The sequence below is a fragment of the Nocardia cyriacigeorgica genome (assembly GCF_029868385.1).
GTDB lineage: Bacteria > Actinomycetota > Actinomycetes > Mycobacteriales > Mycobacteriaceae > Nocardia > Nocardia cyriacigeorgica_F.
Genome location: NZ_JARWNX010000038.1, coordinates 221,363 through 238,494 on the forward strand (window position 1 = coordinate 221,363; position 17,132 = coordinate 238,494).

Sequence of the window (17,132 nt, forward strand, 5' to 3'; positions counted from 1 at the left end):
CCGACCGGGCCGACCGAACAGCGCCGCCGTATGCGGCGCGGATACCGAAGCGAGGTCAGCGTGACGAGCCGAGCAGCACCGCCATCATCAGCGCGTGTACGCGCGCGATGTGCTCGGTGCGTGCGTCGAAGCGGACGAGCCTGCCCACATCGATGACCTGACCGATCGCCGCGTGCACCCGGAACCGGGCCTCGATGGGATCGCCGTCGAGCAGATTGGCCCACTCCAGCACGTTCTGCCGCTGGATGGCGCGCAGCTTGTGCTGTTCGGCCTGCGGCAGATTGCTGAACTCGGCGTAGTAGACGGGCATGATCTCCGGCATCGCGAAACTGAGCCGCGCGTACCGATCGGCGATGCGGTCGACGGCGTCGGCGCGTCCGGTGGCCTCCGCCAGCGCCTCACTGATGGCGATGGCGAGGCGGTCGCCGGTGCGGTGGAAGGCCGCCGCCAGCAGATCGGATTTGCTGCTGAAATAGCGGTAGACGCTGGAGGCGTTGATCCCGACCGCCGAGCCGATCTCCTCGATGCTCGCCTCGTGATAGCCCTGTCTGCCGAAGATGCGGATGGCCTCGGTGAGCAGCTGTTCGCGTTTGGAGGTGACCGGCAGTCCGCGTGGCTGCGGCGCCGGATCGGCGGTGCTCGGCGCGGGCGGCAGTTCGGCGCGCACGATCGCGGTGGACATGTCCTGGAGCAGCGGCAGCAGCCGGGCAGTGGACAGGGCGGTGCGATGGGCGGAGATGCTGCCGATGGTGCTGAGCACACCGGCGGCCAGCAAGGCCACGTCGTCCGGCGGGGCATCCGGGCGCAGTTGGGTGATCGGTGCGGCGAAGGTGGCGTTGAGCCCGTCGTAGAGGGTTCTGATCCGGGCGCGGTCGTCCTTTTCCAGGTAGCGCCGCTCCCAGCGGTAGAGACCGGCCTCGCGCCGGATATCGATGGTGTGATCGGCGACGGCGCGGATCAGCGCGTCCAGGCGCTCGGCCGGGTCGAGGCCGGGATCATCGGCGGCGGTGGCGACCTCGAGCAGCTGGCGGGCCCCCTCTTCCGCGGCGGCGACCAGCAGTGCGTATTTGTTGGCGAAATGGCGGTACAGCGCCGGACCGGAGATGCCGACCTCGGCGGCGATCTCGTCCACCCCGACCGGGTAGTACCCGCGTTCGCTGAATGCGCGAGCCGCCGCCCGGATGATCTGGACCTTGCGATCCTTGGGCCTGCGGCGCACGGTCCGACCGCCCGCCGACCGCGTGCGCACGAGGTCGACCTCGCTGCGATCGGCGACCATGTTGCTCTCCGTTCTGCGGCGGCACCACCGGTTGACAGCGCCGGACAAATCATCCTAAGTTAACCACAATTCGCAAAGTTAACCACGATTCACGGCCGGTGTCCGCCGAATCGCCGTACAGGGAGCGGAAATGGTCAGCCACGATTCATCATCTGCGGCCGCCGGGTTCACCGCGGTGCGCGAAAGCCGGATTCTCCGGATCACCCTCAGCAACCCCGGTCGCAAGAACGCCATCTCTTATCAGACGATGGTCGCGCTCGGTGATACCTTCCGCGCGCTCGCCGACGACCCGACCGTGCGGGTGGTCCTGCTGACCGGCGAGGGCGGAGACTTCTGCACCGGCGCGGACCTGGCCGCCGACACCGACGGCATCACCCCCGAGATGACGATGGACGCCGCCAACCGCCTGGTGCGCGCGATCGTCGACGCCCCGGTGCCGGTCATCGCCCGTCTGCGCGGCGCCGCGGCCGGTATCGGCGTCGGTATCGCCCTGGCCGCCGACCTCGTCTACGCGGCCGACGACTCCTATCTGCTGCTCGCCTTCATCAATATCGGCCTGATGCCCGACGGCGGCGCGGCGGCCCTGGTCGCGGCGGCCGCCGGACGCGCACTGGCCAACGAGATGGCGCTGCTCGGCAAGCGACTGCCCGCCACGGCGGCGAAAGATGCCGGTCTGCTCACCGCGGCGCTTCCGGTCGACGAACTCGACGGTGCCGTCGAGGCGGCGGTGAGCACGATCGCGGCGGGCCCGCGCCGTGCGCTCGAACTCACCAAGAAGGCACTCAATCTCGCCACCCTCGCCGCGTTGGACGAGGTGCTCGCCGCCGAGAAGACCGGTCAGGTGGAACTGCTGGACTCGGCCGATTTCCGGGAGGGTGCGGCCGCCATGCTCGGTAAGCGCAAGGCCGTTTTCTCCGGTTAGCACGCACCGGTCGCTCCACCCCGAAGGCCAGCGACTATGTTGTCCGGCTATGACTTACCTGGTTATCGGGGCGACTGGGTTCATCGGTCGGTTTCTCATCCCCGAACTACTCAAACGGGCCGATGACATCCATGTGGTCGTGCGACCGGGGCCGAATTCGGTCGCACGCTTCGACTACTGCGCCAGGGAATGGTCGGCGGGTGAGCGGGTGCGGCCGGTGCCGGGTGATCTCGGCGCACCGTGTCTCGGCATCGATCCGATGTGGCTGGCCGAGCATCGCGGGCGCATCGACCACGTCTTCCATCTGGGCGTCGGCTACGACGAACACCGGTACCGGACCGAGGACGATCGGCCGCCGGACCGGACCGGTCGCCAGGCGGCCAGTGGTACCGGCAATGTCGTCGAGCTGGCGGCCGATCTGCGGGCCTCGACGCTGCACCATCTGTCCACGGTCGAAGTCGCCGGTCGCTTCGAGGGGCTGTTCGCCGAGGACATGTTCGACGTCGGTCAGTCGCGCGTCACACCGGCGCAGCGCGCCGCCTTCGCTGCCGAGCAGGCCGTGCGCGAATCCGGGTTGAACTGGCGCATCTACCGGCCGTCGATCGTGGTCGGGCATTCGGTGACCGGGGTGAACGACCGCGTGGATGGCCCCTACTACTTCTTCCGGCTGTTGCGGATGGCCGCGCAGCTACCGCGGCTGCTGCCGGTGCTGGTGCCGAAGCTGGGCGAGACCAATATGGTCCCGGTCGATTTCGCCGCCCAGGCGCTGGCTCATCTCGCCCATCTGCCCGGACCGGCCGGGCAGACCTTCCATCTGGTCGATCCGCGGCGCCGCGATGCGGTGACGGCGTTGAATCTGTTCGCCGACGAGGCGGGCGCACCGCATCTGGTGGAGATCATGCCCAAGCGCACCCTCGACATGATGCTGCGCCTGCCCGGCGCTCAGCGGGCACTCCCCCGCGTCGGCGTTCCGCTCGACATCCTCGAACACAGCGAGTTCAGCTGCTGGTTCGACTGCCGCCACACCACCGCCGCGCTGGCCGGTAGCGGTATCGCGGTGCCACCGCTGGAGGCCTACGCACCGGTCCTGTGGCGGTACTGGATCGAGAACTGGGTCTAGCGAAACGGCGACGGCCGCCCCGGTAGCTACCGGGGCGGCCGTCGTATGCCGGAAGGGATCAGATCCCGAGGCCCTTGGCCAGCACCGGCCAGGAGCGCTGGAACTCGTCACGCCAGTAACCCCACGAGTGGGTACCGGAGTTACGGAAGTTGTAGGTGGCCGGGATGCCGAGCGAGTCGAGCTTGCCCTTCAGATTGTTCGTGCAGAAGTTGGTGCCCGCCTCGATGACACCACCGATGACGATCTGGTTGGCCAGGCCGTAGGCGCCGGGCAGCGCGTAGGGACCGTTCAGCGTGTCGTACTGGCCGGGCAGGCCGTTGCCGGTGGAGATGTAGAGGTCGAGGCCGCGCAGCTGCTCGGCATTGACGTACGGGTCGTTCTTCACCCACTCCTCCGAGCCGACCGGACCCCACATGTTCATGGTGTCGCCGCCGCCCCAGGTCTCGACGGTCAGTTTCACGAACTCCGAGCCCACCGGGTCACTGGTCTGGGCGCAGCCGCTATAGGCGGCGGCGGCCTTGTACAGGCCGGGCTTGGCGATGGGCAGTGCGAGCACGGTGGTGCCGGAGGTGGACAGGCCCGCGATGGCGTTGGTGCCGTTGGTGCCGAGCGCACCGTCGACCAGCGGGGGCAGCTCCTCGGTGAAGAAGGTCTTCCACTTGTTGCGGCCGAGCACCGGATCGTCGGCGATCCAGTCGGTGTAGTAGCTCCACTTACCGCCGACCGGCTGCACGACATTGACGTTCTTGTCCGACAGGAAGTCGAGGGCGTCGGTCTTCACCTGCCACGAGGCGTCGTCCTCGCCGCCACCCGCACCGTTGAGCAGGTACAGGGTGGGGCGGGGCACCGAGGCGTCGGCCGGACGCTGCACGTCGATCTGGACGTTCTCGTCCATCGCGGCGGAGTACACGTGCAACCGGATATTGCGGTCGTCCTTGTACTCGGCCTTGACGATGCGGGACCCGTCGGGCGCTGTCGGGTCGGCGAGCAGACTCCGGTTGTCGATGATCGGGTCAGCTGCCGCCGCCGGGGATGCGCCGAGTCCGGACATGACTCCCGCGAGAACTGCCGTTGCCGCGATCATCGCCGCGGCACGAGTGCCGCCGCGCCGGGTGAGTCGACGTGTCAATTTCGCACCTTCGCTTCTTCTCGAGATTTCATCGGGCATTCCCATGACGACTGTTGTCGGCGGGCTACCGGGTCGAGCCGGACAGACGCCGCCGCGTCACGCCCGACCATACGGTCTATGTAGTCGTGACGACACAGGGCATCGTTACCACACCGTTGCCACCATCATGCCGGAACCGCTCATATCTGATCATGATCGACCCGCCGTTCGGGCCGGATCCAGCCGGTCGGCCAGTACCGGTCCGATGTCGCCGAGCGCCTCCGGTGATGTCATCTGATCGTGATCGGCGGCGACCGGATGGTCGGCGATGGTGCCGTCGACGTAGGCGCCCCAGTTGCCGGCCGCCGTTTCGTGGCCCGCGGCGCTGAAGTAGTCCAGCCGGCCGCGGAACACGCCGGGTCGGTGTTCGGCGATCAGCTCGGCCGAGCGGACGGCGCTGCGGTAGATGCGGCGCACCCGCTCGGGAGTGAGAACCGCCATATCCGCCGGGATGGTGGCGTGCAGTGCGGCGAGCGCCTCCTCGGACAGGTCGTGGATATCGCCGTCGGGCAGCTGGGCGTCACCGATGCCGAGTTCGGCGAGCGCGTCGCGGATGGCGGCGCGGAAATCGGTGACGTCGATGGCCGGATGGCTGTCCAGCATCGCCAGCAGGCTCACCTCGTGGCCCGCGGTCTGCAATTCGGTGGCGATCGCGTGCGCGATCACACCGCCGAGCGACCAGCCGAGCAGCCGGTAGGGACCCTCGGGTTGGACGGCGCGGATCTCGGTGGCGTACCGGCGCGCCATTTCGGTCAGCGAGCCGGGCAGATAGCGGTCCTCCGACAGCGCGGGCGACTGCAAACCGTAGATCGGGTACTCGGCGGGCAGGTATCTGGCGAATCCGGCATAGCACCAGGACAATCCGTACATCGGGTGGATGCAGAACACCGGGTCGGCGGCGTCGGTGTCGTGCGGCACCCTGGTACGGATCGGCAGCACCACGCCGAGCGCGGCATTGGAGTCCAGATCGTAATCGTGCTCACCGGCCAGCACGGCCAGGATCCTGGCGGCGATATCGGCCGGGGTGGACTCGGTGAAGAACCACTGCACCCGGATCTCGGCGCCGGTGCGGGTGCGCAGCCTGCTCACCGCGCGGGTCGCGATGAGCGAGTTGCCACCGAGGTCGAAGAAATCGTCGTCCAGGCCCACCCGCTCGACACCCAGCACTTCGGCGAACACCTCGGTGATGGTGCGTTCCAGTGGGGTGGTCGGCGCGCGGAACGGGCGTCCGGCCAGCTCCGGCACCGGCAGCGCCCTGCGATCGAGTTTGCCGCTGGCATTCAACGGCATCCGCTCGAGCACCACGATCGCCGAGGGCACCATATAGGACGGCAAGGCGGAGCGGGCGTGGCCGAGCAGTTCGCGCTCGTCGACGGTGCGGCCCGGTGCGGCGACCACATAGCCGACCAGCCGCTCGCCGGTGGCCGCGCGCACCAGCGAGACCGCGGCGTGGCGTACCGATTCATGGCCGAGCAGCACCGTCTCGATCTCGCCGAGTTCCACCCGCTGACCGCGCAACTTCACCTGGAAGTCACTGCGGCCCAGGTATTCCAGCGCGGCGGCCGGACCGTCGCCGCTCCAGCGGACCACATCGCCGGTGCGGTAGAGCCTGCTGCCACCCTCGCCCGCGACGAAGCGCTCGGCCGTCAGCGCGGGACGGTCGTGGTAGCCGCGCGCCACTTGCACGCCCGCGACATACAGCTCACCGGCGGCGCCGGGCGGCACCGGACGCAGCTGCCGATCCAGCACCAGCACCCTGGTGTTGGCCACCGGCGTACCGATCGGGATCGCGGTGACCGCGGTATCGGTGACCGGATGGGCGGTGACGACGGTGGCCTCGGCCGGGCCGTACCAGTTGATCAGTTCGGTGCCGGGAAGCGCCGCGCGGAAGGTCGCGGCGGTTTCCCCGGACAGCGCCTCACCGGCGGCGAACACCCGGCGCAGGGACGGGTGATAGGCCGCGGCGGCGCCGCTGACCACCGGATCGAGGAACGCGTCGAGCATGGACGGCACGAAATGCACGGTGGTGACGCCGTATTCGCCGATCGTGCGGGACAGATAGGCCGGATCGCGGTGACCGTCGGGTTCGGCGATCACGATGGTCGCGCCGGTGTGCAGCGGCCAGAACAGCTCCCAGGTGGAGATGTCGAAGGTGATCGGCGTCTTGTGCAGCACCACATCCGAGATGTCGTGCGGGTAGGTGCGCTGCGCCCAACGGAACTGGTTGGCCATCTGCCGGTGGGTGATCATCACACCCTTGGGGCGGCCGGTGGAGCCGGAGGTGTAGATGACGTAGGCGATGTCGTCGGGCCGCGTGGTGGCGCGGTCGAAACGGTTGGCGGGCGCCAGGTACAGCGTGTCGACGGCGACCACCGGCACACCGGTATCGGTGCCGAATCCGTCGGCGGTGGTGGTGAGCACGCAGATCGGCGCGGCGCCGGCGAGCACGTATTCGCTGCGCTCGGCCGGATGATCCGGGTCGATCGGCACATAACCCGCGCCCGCGCGCAGTACCGCGTAGATCGAGACGACCAGGTCGATCCCGCGCCGCATGGCGACGCCGACCAGGGTGCCAGGGACGACACCGAAGTTGGCCAGTTCGGCGGCCAGCGCACGGGAGCGGGCATCGAGTTCGCGGTAGCTGAGCAACCGCGCGCCGTAGCGGACGGCGGGCGCGTCCGGGGTGCGGGCCACCTGCGCGTCGAACAGCGACATCAACGTGGCGTCGTCGAGCAGCTGCGGCACGTCGGTCGCATTGCGCGCGGCCAGTTCGGCGGCCTCGGCGGCCAGCAGCACATCGATATCGGCCACCCTGGCCTGCGGTTCGGTGACGAACCGGCCGATGATGGCTTCCAGCCGGCGGGCCAGCGCATCGGCGGCCTCGGCGTCGAACAGATCGCGCAGATACTTCACCGATACCCGCAGCTGATGGTCGAGCACCACCATGACCGTTACCGGGTAGTGCGTACCGTTCACCGCACCCACACCGGTGATGTTCATCCCGTCGATGGCACCGGCCTCGGCCAGCCCCTCACGGTCCACCGGGAAGGACTCGAACACCACAAGCGAGTCGAACAGACCCTCCACACCGACGGCGTCCTGGATATCGCTCAGACCCAGGTAGTGGTAGTCGAGCAGATCGGCCTGTTCGGCCTGCAACTGGCGCAGCAGCCCACCGAGGGTGTCGGTGGCGCCGAGGCGCACCCGCACGGGGATGGCGTTGAGGAACAGGCCGACCATGGCTTCCACGCCGTCCAGTTGCGGCGGGCGACCGGACACTGTCGCACCGAACACGACGTCGTCGCGGTCCACGCTGCGCCCGATCAGCACGCCCCACGCGGCCTGGACCACCGTGTTCACCGTGACGCCGAGATGGGCGGCCAGCCGGGTCAGCGCGGTCGTATCGGCCTGGGACAGTTCGAATCCGACCTCGCCGACCCCGGCCGAGATCTCCCGGCCCGGATCCACCGGCGCCAGCGGTGTCGGCTCGGTGATCCCGGCCAGCGCGGTGCGCCACGCCTGCCGCGCGGCATCGGCGTCCTGGGCGATCAACCAGGACAGGTAGTCCCGGTACGACGGAACCTGCGGCAGATGCCGCGAGTTGCCGCCGAGGGCGTAGAGGGTGAGCAGATCCTTCATCAGCAGCGGCATGGACCAGCCGTCGATCAGGATGTGATGGCTGGTGACAAGCAGCTGATAGGCGCTCTCGGCGCCGATTCCGGCGGCGCTGGTGCGGATCAGCGCGAAACGCAGCAGCGGCGCCGTCCGCATATCGAAATGGTCGGCCAGATCGGCGGTCTTGATCCGTTCGGCCTCGGCCGCGGCGGCGGCGGGATCCAGATGGGAGAGATCGATCATCCGCCACGGGACCTCGATCCCGTCCTGCACGATCTGCACCGGAGCACCGGCGGCGTCATCGGCGAAGGCGACGCGCAGATTGGCGTGCCGGTCCAGCAGTGCCTGCGCGGCCGCCCGCATCCGCGCGGGATCGACGGTGCCACCGAGATCGAGGACGAACTGGGTGGTGTAGACGTCGACGGAAGCATCGGCCAGCAATGCGTGGAACAGCATGCCCGATTGCAGCGGCGTCACCGGCCAGGCATCCGACAGCCGCGGATAGTCGCGGGCGAAACGGTCGATATCGTCCTGCCGCATCGAGACCAGCGGGAAATCCGACGGTGTGAACCCACCCGCGTCGGGGCGCAGACCGTGCTCGGCCAGCCCGCCGAGCGCCCGGATCCAGTGCTCGGCGAAGGTCTTCACCTCGTCGGCGGCGAAGACCGCTGCCGCATAGTCGAATCGGGCCAGCAGGCCGTCATCGGTGGCGTCGACGGTCAGCGCGAGCAGCAGATCATCGGCGGGAGCGTCGGTATGCACTCGGGCGGGGCGCAGATCGCGGTAGCGCAGCGCGAACCGGCCGCGGCCGAAATCGCGCAGCCCGGCGGCGGCCTCCGGGTTCAGATAGCAGAGCAGGCCGTAGCCGACACCGCGATCGGGCACCGATCGGTGCAGTTCCTTGATCTGGGCCAGTGCGGTGCCCGCCGACCGGCCGCCGACCAGGGCGTCCGGCACGTCGACGCCGTCCAGGCGCAACGACAGCGGATAGGCCGTGCGGAAACCGCCGACGATATTGCTCGCGTCGATATCGGCGATGGCGCGGCCGTCGGCGTCGAGCCGGATGACCGAACCAACCGCGCGGGTGACGGATTCACGCTGCCCGGTGTGCAGGGCCAGCGCGACCGCGGTGAGCAGCACCTCGTCGACGGTCGCGTGATAGGCCTCGGCCACGGTCGCCACGGCTTCGGTGCCCTCGGCGGTGATGGTGAGCGAGACCCGGCGACGTGAACGCAGATCCGCGGCCCCGGTGGGCAGATCGTCGCGGGTGGCGGCGGCCAGCCGCTGCTGCCACCACTGCGCCTCGGCGAGCATCTCCGGGGAATGCGCCCGCTCGGCCAGCGTCCGGATGAGCGCGCCGAGACCGGATTCCGGTGCGGCGGGCGCGGCATGGCGGCCGCGGTTCCAGGCGGCGGTCAGCTGATCGACGATGGTCCGCCAGGACTGATCGTCGACGACCAACGCGTTCGCGACAACCACCAGCCGGAAGGCCTCCGGTGTTCCGGTGGCGACGAAGTGGATGTTGCGGCCCTGTTCGGGATCGAGCGCGTCGATGGCCGCGCCGACCACATCGTCGATGGGCAGCGTCGTCTCACCGAGTTCGGGGTCGAGCCAGCTGAACTGGCGATCGACCCGGTCGGCGGCGGCGGGGATGCGCAAACGCGGTGCGGCGCCGGAGCGGTCGAGGCGCACCCACAGCATCGGATGCTGATCGAGCACTGCCCCGACCGCGGTCTCCACGGCCTCGGCCGGGCAGCTGCTCGGCACATCGAGCACGATGGCGCGCGGTTCCACACCGGTGCCGGTGTGTTCGAGCAGCCGGATCGCGGTCGGAGTGGCGGGCAGCTCACCCGCTTCGTCGCCGGGGGCCGCGGCGACGGTGGCCGCGGCGGCCAGTGCCTCGACCGTCCTGGACTGGAACACATCACGCGGGCTGAAATCGACGCCCTTCGCCCTGGCCCGTGACACCACCTGGATGGAGACGATGCTGTCGCCGCCGAGGGCGAAGAAATCGTCGTCGAGGCCCACCTGCTCCACACCGAGCACCGCACCGATGACCTCGGCGATCACCTGTTCGGCGGCACTGCGCGGGGCACGGTAGGCGCGGGTCTCGAGCACCGGTTCCGGCAGCGCACGCCGGTCGAGTTTGCCGACGGGGGTCAGCGGGATCTCGTCGAGCACCACGATCGCCGTCGGCACCATGTACTCGGGCAGCACCCGGCCGAGCTGGGCGGTGAGTTCGGCGACATCGGGGGTGACACCGCGTTCGGGCAGCACATACGACACCAGAATGGTGGCGCCCGCCGCGGTGTCGCGGCCCGTGGTGACCGCGAAATCGATACCCGGCTGCGCGACAAGGGCGCTGTCGATCTCGCCGAGTTCGATCCGGAAGCCGCGCACCTTCACCTGGAAGTCGTTGCGGCCCACGTATTCCACCTCGCCGCCGCGCCAGCGCACCACATCGCCGGTGCGGTAGAGCCGCTCACCCGGCGCGCCGTAGGGGTCGGCGACGAATCGGGCCGAGGTCAGGCCCGGCCGGGCGTGATAGCCGCGGGCCAGCTGGATTCCGCCCAGGTACAGCTCACCGGCGACGCCCTCGGGCACCGGGCGCAGCCTGGCGTCGAGTACCAGCGCGCGCATACCGCGGATCGGCGCCCCGATGGTCACCGGATCGCCGGGCCGCAGCGGCTCGCTGATGTTGGTCATGATGGTGGTTTCGGTGGGGCCGTACCCGTTGTGGAAGGCGCGCTCGCCCGCGCCGCCCCATTTGGCGACCAGATCGGCGGGCACCGCTTCACCACCGGCGACGATGCCGCGCATCCCGGACAGGGCCGCCGAATCCAGCGAGGCCAGCACCGACGGGGTGATGAAGGCATGGGTCACGCCTTCGGCCCGGATGAGTTCGGCCAGTTCGTCACCGCCGAACATCAGCGGCGGTGCGACCACGAGGGTGCCGGCGGAACCGAGCGCGAGCAGCAGCTCCAGCATCGACGCGTCGAACGACGGTGACGCGAAAGCAAGGGCGCGCGTGGCGGTGTCGAGACGATAGCGCTGCACTTGTTCGGCGCTGAAGTTCGCCAGACCCGCGTGCGTGACCACGACGCCCTTGGGCAGACCGGTCGAGCCGGAGGTGTAGATGACGTAGGCGGCGTTGGCGGCGCGAATCGGCCCGCGCCGCTGCGCGGCGGTGATCGGCGCATCGGACCGTCCGGCGACATCGGTGGTGAAACCGGGATCGTCCATCCTGATCCAGCCGCCGCCGGTCATCGGGGGCAGGGCGTCGAGTTCGGCGTTCATCGTGATGCCGAGCGCCGCACCGGAATCGCGGACCATATGCGCGATCCGGTCGGCCGGATAGGTGGGGTCGATCGGCACCAGCGCGGCGCCGGTCTTGGCCACCGCCCACAGCGCGAGTACCGATTCCACCGAGCGGCGCAGCGCCAGCGCGACCAGCACATCCGGTCCGGCGCCGCGGTCGATCAGCGCGCGGGCCAGCTGGGCGGAGGCGGCGTCGAGTTCGGCGTAGCGGAACGAACGCTCACCCACCACGACGGCGATCCCACTGGGATTGGCGGCGACGGCATCGGCCATCAGTTCGGGCAGTGTGCGCACCGGTTCGGCAGGAGCGCCCGCACGGCTGAGCAGATCGACGCGTTCGGAATCGTCGAGGATGTCCAGATCGCCGACGGCGCGGGCGCTGTCGCGGGCGACGGCGGCCAGGATGCGACGGAAGCGGTGACCGAATCCCGCCACCGTCGACTCGTCGAACAGGTCACGCGCATAGGTGAATTCGGCGGCGATACCGGCTTCGGCGCCGTATTCGTCGCGCTGTTCGCGCACGGTGAGCAGCAGATCGAACTTGGCGGCGTCGGCGGCCGGGTCGAGCGCGGTGAAGGCGAGGCCGGGCAGTTCGAAACTGGTCGCGGCCAGGTTCTCGAACGACAGCGCCACCTGGAACAGCGGATGACGTCCGGCGGAGCGCTCCGGGTCCAGCGCTTCGACCAGGCGCTCGAACGGGATGTCGGCATTGGCGAAGGCGCGCAGATCGGTATCGCGGTTGGCGGCGAGCAGTTCGTCGAAGGTCAGCTCGGGCGCCACCCTGGTGCGCAGTACGAGGGTGTTGACGAACATGCCGATCAGATCATCGAGTTCGGCTTCGCCGCGACCCGCGATCGGAGTGCCGACGGCGATGTCGTCGGTACCGGACATGCGGGACAGGAACACCGTGAGGGCGGTGTGCACCACCATGAACAGGGTCGCGTTATGGGTGCGAGCGAGTTCGGTCAGCGCGGCGTGCACGTCGGCGGGGACGACGAATTCGCTCTTGCCGCCCGCGAAACTCTGCGCCGGTGGGCGCGGCCGGTCGGCGGGCAGATTCAGCTCATCGGGCAGATCGGCCAGTTCGGTGGTCCAGTAGGCGAGCTGGGCGCCTGCCACCGATGCGGGATCGCCCTCCTCGCCGAGCACCTCGCGCTGCCACAGCGCGTAATCGGCGTACTGCACCGGCAGCGGGGTCCAGCTCGGCTCGTTGCCGCCGCTGCGTGCGGCATAGGCGTGCATCAGATCGCGGGTCAGCGGGCCCATGGACCAGCCGTCGGCGCTGATGTGATGCGCAACGAACACCAGCACGTACTCGCTGCCCGCGAGCTGGAAGAGCCTGGTGCGGAACGGCACTTGCGCGGTGACATCGAATCCGGTGCCCACCACGAGGCCGACCTCGTGCCCGACGCGTTCCTCGCCGATCTGCGCCGGCGTCAGGTCGATCGGCACCTCGCCCGGCGCCAACACCTGCTGGACCGGACCGTAGGGGGTGTTCGGGTAGATGGTGCGCAGGATTTCGTGCCTGGCGACGATATCGCCCACGGCCTGCCCGAGCGCGGCCACATCGAGATCGCCGGACAGGCGGATGGCGGCCGGGATGTTGTAGACGGCGGCGGAGGTGTCGAACTGGTTGAGGAACCACATCCGCTGCTGGGCGAACGACAGCGGAATCCGGTCCGGCCGCGGCCGGGCGACCAGCGGCACGCGGGCGGTGTCGGCGGCGGTGTGTTCGGCCTTCACCGCGAATCCGGCGACGGTGGCGGCCTCGAACAGCGCGCGCACCGGGACCCTGGTCTCCAGCGCCGCACCCACGCGGGCGGCGACCTGGGTGGCCAGCAGCGAGTTACCGCCGAGAGCGAAGAAATCGTCGTCGGCGCCGACCCGGTCGATGCCGAGGACCTCACCGAACACCGCGGCCACGATCTCCTCGACCGGAGTCGCGGGCGCACGGAATTCGCGCGCCTCGAATTCGGGCTCCGGCAGCGCCTTACGGTCGAGCTTGCCGTTGACGTTGAGCGGCAACGCGTCGAGCACCACGAATGCCGAGGGCACCATATAGGAGGGCAGTGCGGTGGTGAGCGCGGACTGCACCCGGACCAGATCGAGTGCCGGTGCGTCGGTCAGCCGTTCCAACCCGACCTCGTCCACCCGTGCGGACGGCACCACATACGCGACCAGCCGGTCACCGGTGTGCGGGTCCGAGGTGGCCAGCACCGCGGTCTGCGCGATCTCCGGCAGCGCGAGCAGCGCCGACTCGATCTCACCCAGCTCGATACGGAAGCCACGGATCTTCACCTGGAAGTCGGTGCGGCCCCGGTACTCCAGCTCACCGGAGCTGTTCCACACGACCAGATCACCCGTGCGGTACATGCGCGCGCCGTCACCGAACGGATCGGCCACGAACCGGTCGGCGGTGAGGTCGGCGCGGCCGAAGTAGCCGCGGGCCAGCTGCGCACCGGCCAGATACAGCTCACCGGGCACACCGGCGGGCACCGGATGCAACCGGGCGTCGAGGACGTAGACGCGGCTGTTCCATTCCGGGCCGCCGATCGGAACCGTTGTACGGTCGGCGTCGGTGACGCGGTGGCTGGTGATCGAGACCGCGGCCTCGGTGGGGCCGTACAGGTTGTACAGCGCCACTTCGGGATTCGCGGACCGGAAACGCTGGGCCAGCCCGGCGGGCAGCGCTTCACCGATGGCGAGCACCCGGCGCAGCGCCGGCGGCGCGGCGGCGGCGGTGACCAGCAGTGCGTCCAGCATGGACGGCACCACGTGCAGCGTGGTGACCTGTTCGCGCGCCATGAGATCGTGCAGATAGGCGGGGTCGCGGTGGCCGTCCGGTGCGGCGATGACGAGCCTGCCGCCGCTGACGGCCGCCGACCAGAACTCCCAGACCGACAGGTCGAAGGTCGCGGCCGTCTTCAGCAGCACGGCGTCATCGGCGCGCAGACCGAATTCGGCGGTCTTCCATTGCAGTTGGTTGACGATCGCGCCGTGCGGGACCGCAACACCCTTCGGCCGTCCGGTCGAACCGGAGGTGAAGATGACGTAGGCGGTGTGGCCGGGACGGATCGGCGCGACGCGCTCGGCATCGGTGATGGGAGCCGCGGAGATCGTCGGGTCCACCTCGTCCAGGCGCACCAGCAGCGCCTCGGCGGTGGTGAAACCGGTGGCGGCGTCGGTCAGTACGCAGACCGGTCGCGCGGTATCGAGGATGTAGCCGGTGCGTTCGGCGGGCTGATCCGGGTCCAGCGGCACATACGCACCACCCGCCCGCGCCACCGCGTACATGGCGATCACCAGCTCCGGCGAACGGCGCAGCGCGAGCGCGACACGGGATTCCGGGCCGACCCCTAGCGCGAGCAGATGCCGGGCGAGCCGGTTGACCCTGGCGTCGAGTTCGGCGTAAGTGAGCGTCGCGGAGCGGGCCGGTGCGTGGGCGGCCGCCCGCGCGGAGCCGGTCAGTGCGGCACGGCCGCTGGAAGGGGCGTGAGCCGCGTCCACAGAACCGGTCAGTGCAGCGCGATCGCCGGACGGGGCGTGAGCCGCATCCGCGGAGCCGGTCAACGCGGCACGATCGCCGGACGACAACGCGGCCCGGTCGCCGAATGCGGCGTGCGGCGCATCCGCGGAACCGGTCAGCGCGGGGAGGTCCCCGGACGACGGGCGGCCCGGCTCGGCAAGCTCACCGTCCTGATCGGCAACGATCGCGACCGCGTCGGGGGTGGCGGCGACGGTGCGGTCCAGCAGTGTCACCAGGGTGGCGTGATCCGCGTCGGGCAGGACCTGGCGGGTGTCGTTCCACGTGGTCAGGACATCGCTGCGTTCGGTGGCGTCGAGGATATCGATATCGCCGACCGATGCGGTCGCATCGGCCACCACGGCCGCCAGTAGACGGGTGAGTCGCGCGCCGAAAGCACGCACGGTCGAGGCGTCGAAAAGGTCGGTGGCGTAGGTGAAGAAGCCACCGATGCCCGCGGGCGCACCGGATTCGGCATAGGCGTCGGAGACGATCAGATGCAGATCGAACTGCGACACATCCAGGTCGGCGTCCACACCACTGACGCTCAGACCCGGAAGTTCCAGCGCGGCCCGCGCCACATTCTGGAACGACAGCCCCACCTGGAACAGCGGATGACGGGCGGTCGAGCGCGGCGGGTTCAGCACCTCCACCAGACGTTCGAACGGCACATCGGCATGGGCGAACGCCTGGAGATCCACCTCACGCTGACGGGCGAGCAGTTCCTCGAACGATTCACCGCCATCGACCAGCGTCCGGAACACCACGGTGTTGACGAACATGCCGATCACATCGTCGAGTTCACGTTCACCACGCCCGGCCACGGGCGTACCGACCGCGATATCGCCGGACCCCGACAGACGCGACAACAACACCGCGAACGCGGTGTGCACCACCATGAACAGCGTCGCGTTGTGGCCGCGCGCCAGGTCCACAAGTCCCGCATGGGTATCCGCGTCGATCGCAACCTCGACCCGGCCACCGGCCATCGACGCGACCGCGGGACGCGGGCGGTCGGCGGGCAGTTCCAGCACATCCGGCAGCCCGGCCAGTTGCTCACGCCAGAAACCGATCTGGCGGGCGGCCACTGACTCGGGATCGGATTCGTCGCCGAGCACCGCGCGCTGCCACAGCGCGTAATCCGCGTACTGCACCCGCAACGGCGCCCAGGACGGCGCCGCACCGGCCACCCGCGCCGCGTACGCCACCATCACGTCCCGGACCAGCGGCCCCATCGACGACGCGTCACCCGCGATGTGATGCACCACGACCGCGAGCACATACTCCGGCGCGGAACCCACCGCGGTATCGGAGATCTCGAACAGCCGCACCCGCACCGGCACTTCTTCGGTCACATCGAACGGCTGGGCGGCCAGCGCGTACACCGCACCCGCGATATCGACCTGCGCGAGCCTGCGCACCGCCACATCGAGACCCACCTGCCCGGCGGGCAGCACGACCTGCACCGGCCCCTGCGGCGTCTCGGGATACACGGTGCGCAGCACTTCGTGCCTGGCGACCACATCGTCGAGCGCGGCACCGAGCGCGGCGGTGTCGAGCGAACCGGTCAGCCGCAGCGCGAACGGCAGGTTGTAGGCCGCCGAACCCGCGGCCGCGCCTTCGCCCTGATCGAAGCGGTTGAGGAACCACATGCGCCGCTGCGCCAGCGACAAGGGCAGCTGCGGCGGACGCGGGATGCTGCCCAGCGCGATCCGGTCTTCGGTGTGGGCATGCGAATCGATCGCACCGGCCAGCGCCGACACCGTGGAGGTCTCGAACAGCGCGCGCACCGGGATACGCGCACCGACCGCCGCACCGAGCCGCGCGACGACCTGGGTGGCGACCAGCGAGTTGCCGCCGAGTGCGAAGAAGTCGTCATCGGCGCCGACGCGGGTAAGCCCGAGTACCTCACCGAACACCCCGGCGACGATCTCCTCCACCGGTGTGGACGGCGCACGGAAGGCGCGCATCTCGAACACCGGCTCCGGCAGGGCCTTTCGATCCAGTTTGCCGCTCGGGTTCAGCGGGAAAGCGTCCAACGCGACGATCGTCGCGGGCACCATATACGCAGGCAGCGACTCGGAAACAGCCGCCAGCAACCCCGCCTGATCAATACCGTGACCAGGCGCGGGCACCACATAAGCCACCAACTGATCACCCAGCGACGTCGACACCACCAACGCCACC

General features: G+C 69.5%; 5 protein-coding genes. 2 read left to right on the forward strand and 3 right to left on the reverse strand.

All coding sequences use genetic code 11. The features are described 5' to 3' along the window. Positions 1-55: 55 nt before the first annotated feature. Positions 56-1,279 (reverse strand): TetR/AcrR family transcriptional regulator, encoded by a 1,224-nt coding sequence (locus QH168_RS09305; protein ID WP_280234115.1) that lies wholly within the window; start codon positions 1,277-1,279, stop codon positions 56-58. Positions 1,280-1,409: 130 nt separating this feature from the next. On the opposite strand from QH168_RS09305, the gene QH168_RS09310 reads away from it, so the two are divergent. Further along, positions 1,410-2,201, forward strand: coding sequence for an enoyl-CoA hydratase-related protein (locus tag QH168_RS09310; protein ID WP_280234116.1), 792 nt, complete (start codon positions 1,410-1,412; stop codon positions 2,199-2,201). Between the two features lie 49 nt (positions 2,202-2,250). Beyond that, positions 2,251-3,321, forward strand: a complete 1,071-nt coding sequence (locus tag QH168_RS09315) for an SDR family oxidoreductase (protein ID WP_280234117.1) — start codon at positions 2,251-2,253, stop codon at positions 3,319-3,321. A 58-nt stretch (positions 3,322-3,379) separates the two neighbouring features. Here QH168_RS09315 and QH168_RS09320 read toward each other — a convergent pair whose 3' ends face one another. Both QH168_RS09320 and QH168_RS09325 read right to left on the reverse strand, forming a co-directional pair. Then, complete coding sequence (locus QH168_RS09320; RefSeq protein ID WP_280234125.1) at positions 3,380-4,405, reverse strand: alpha/beta hydrolase; 1,026 nt, start codon at positions 4,403-4,405, stop codon at positions 3,380-3,382. A gap of 234 nt (positions 4,406-4,639) precedes the next feature. Further along, positions 4,640-17,132 (reverse strand): non-ribosomal peptide synthetase (locus QH168_RS09325; RefSeq protein WP_280234118.1); only part of this gene is annotated, 12,493 nt, incomplete at its 5' end.

Excerpts from the sequence above, each read along its gene's own strand:
- QH168_RS09320 (WP_280234125.1), bottom strand. The coding sequence starts at position 4,405 with ATGATCGCGGCAACGGCAGTTCTCGCGGGAGTCATGTCCGGACTCGGC.
- QH168_RS09310 (WP_280234116.1), top strand. The coding sequence starts at position 1,410 with ATGGTCAGCCACGATTCATCATCTGCGGCCGCCGGGTTCACCGCGGTG.
- QH168_RS09305 (WP_280234115.1), bottom strand. The coding sequence starts at position 1,279 with ATGGTCGCCGATCGCAGCGAGGTCGACCTCGTGCGCACGCGGTCGGCG.
- QH168_RS09315 (WP_280234117.1), top strand. The coding sequence starts at position 2,251 with ATGACTTACCTGGTTATCGGGGCGACTGGGTTCATCGGTCGGTTTCTC.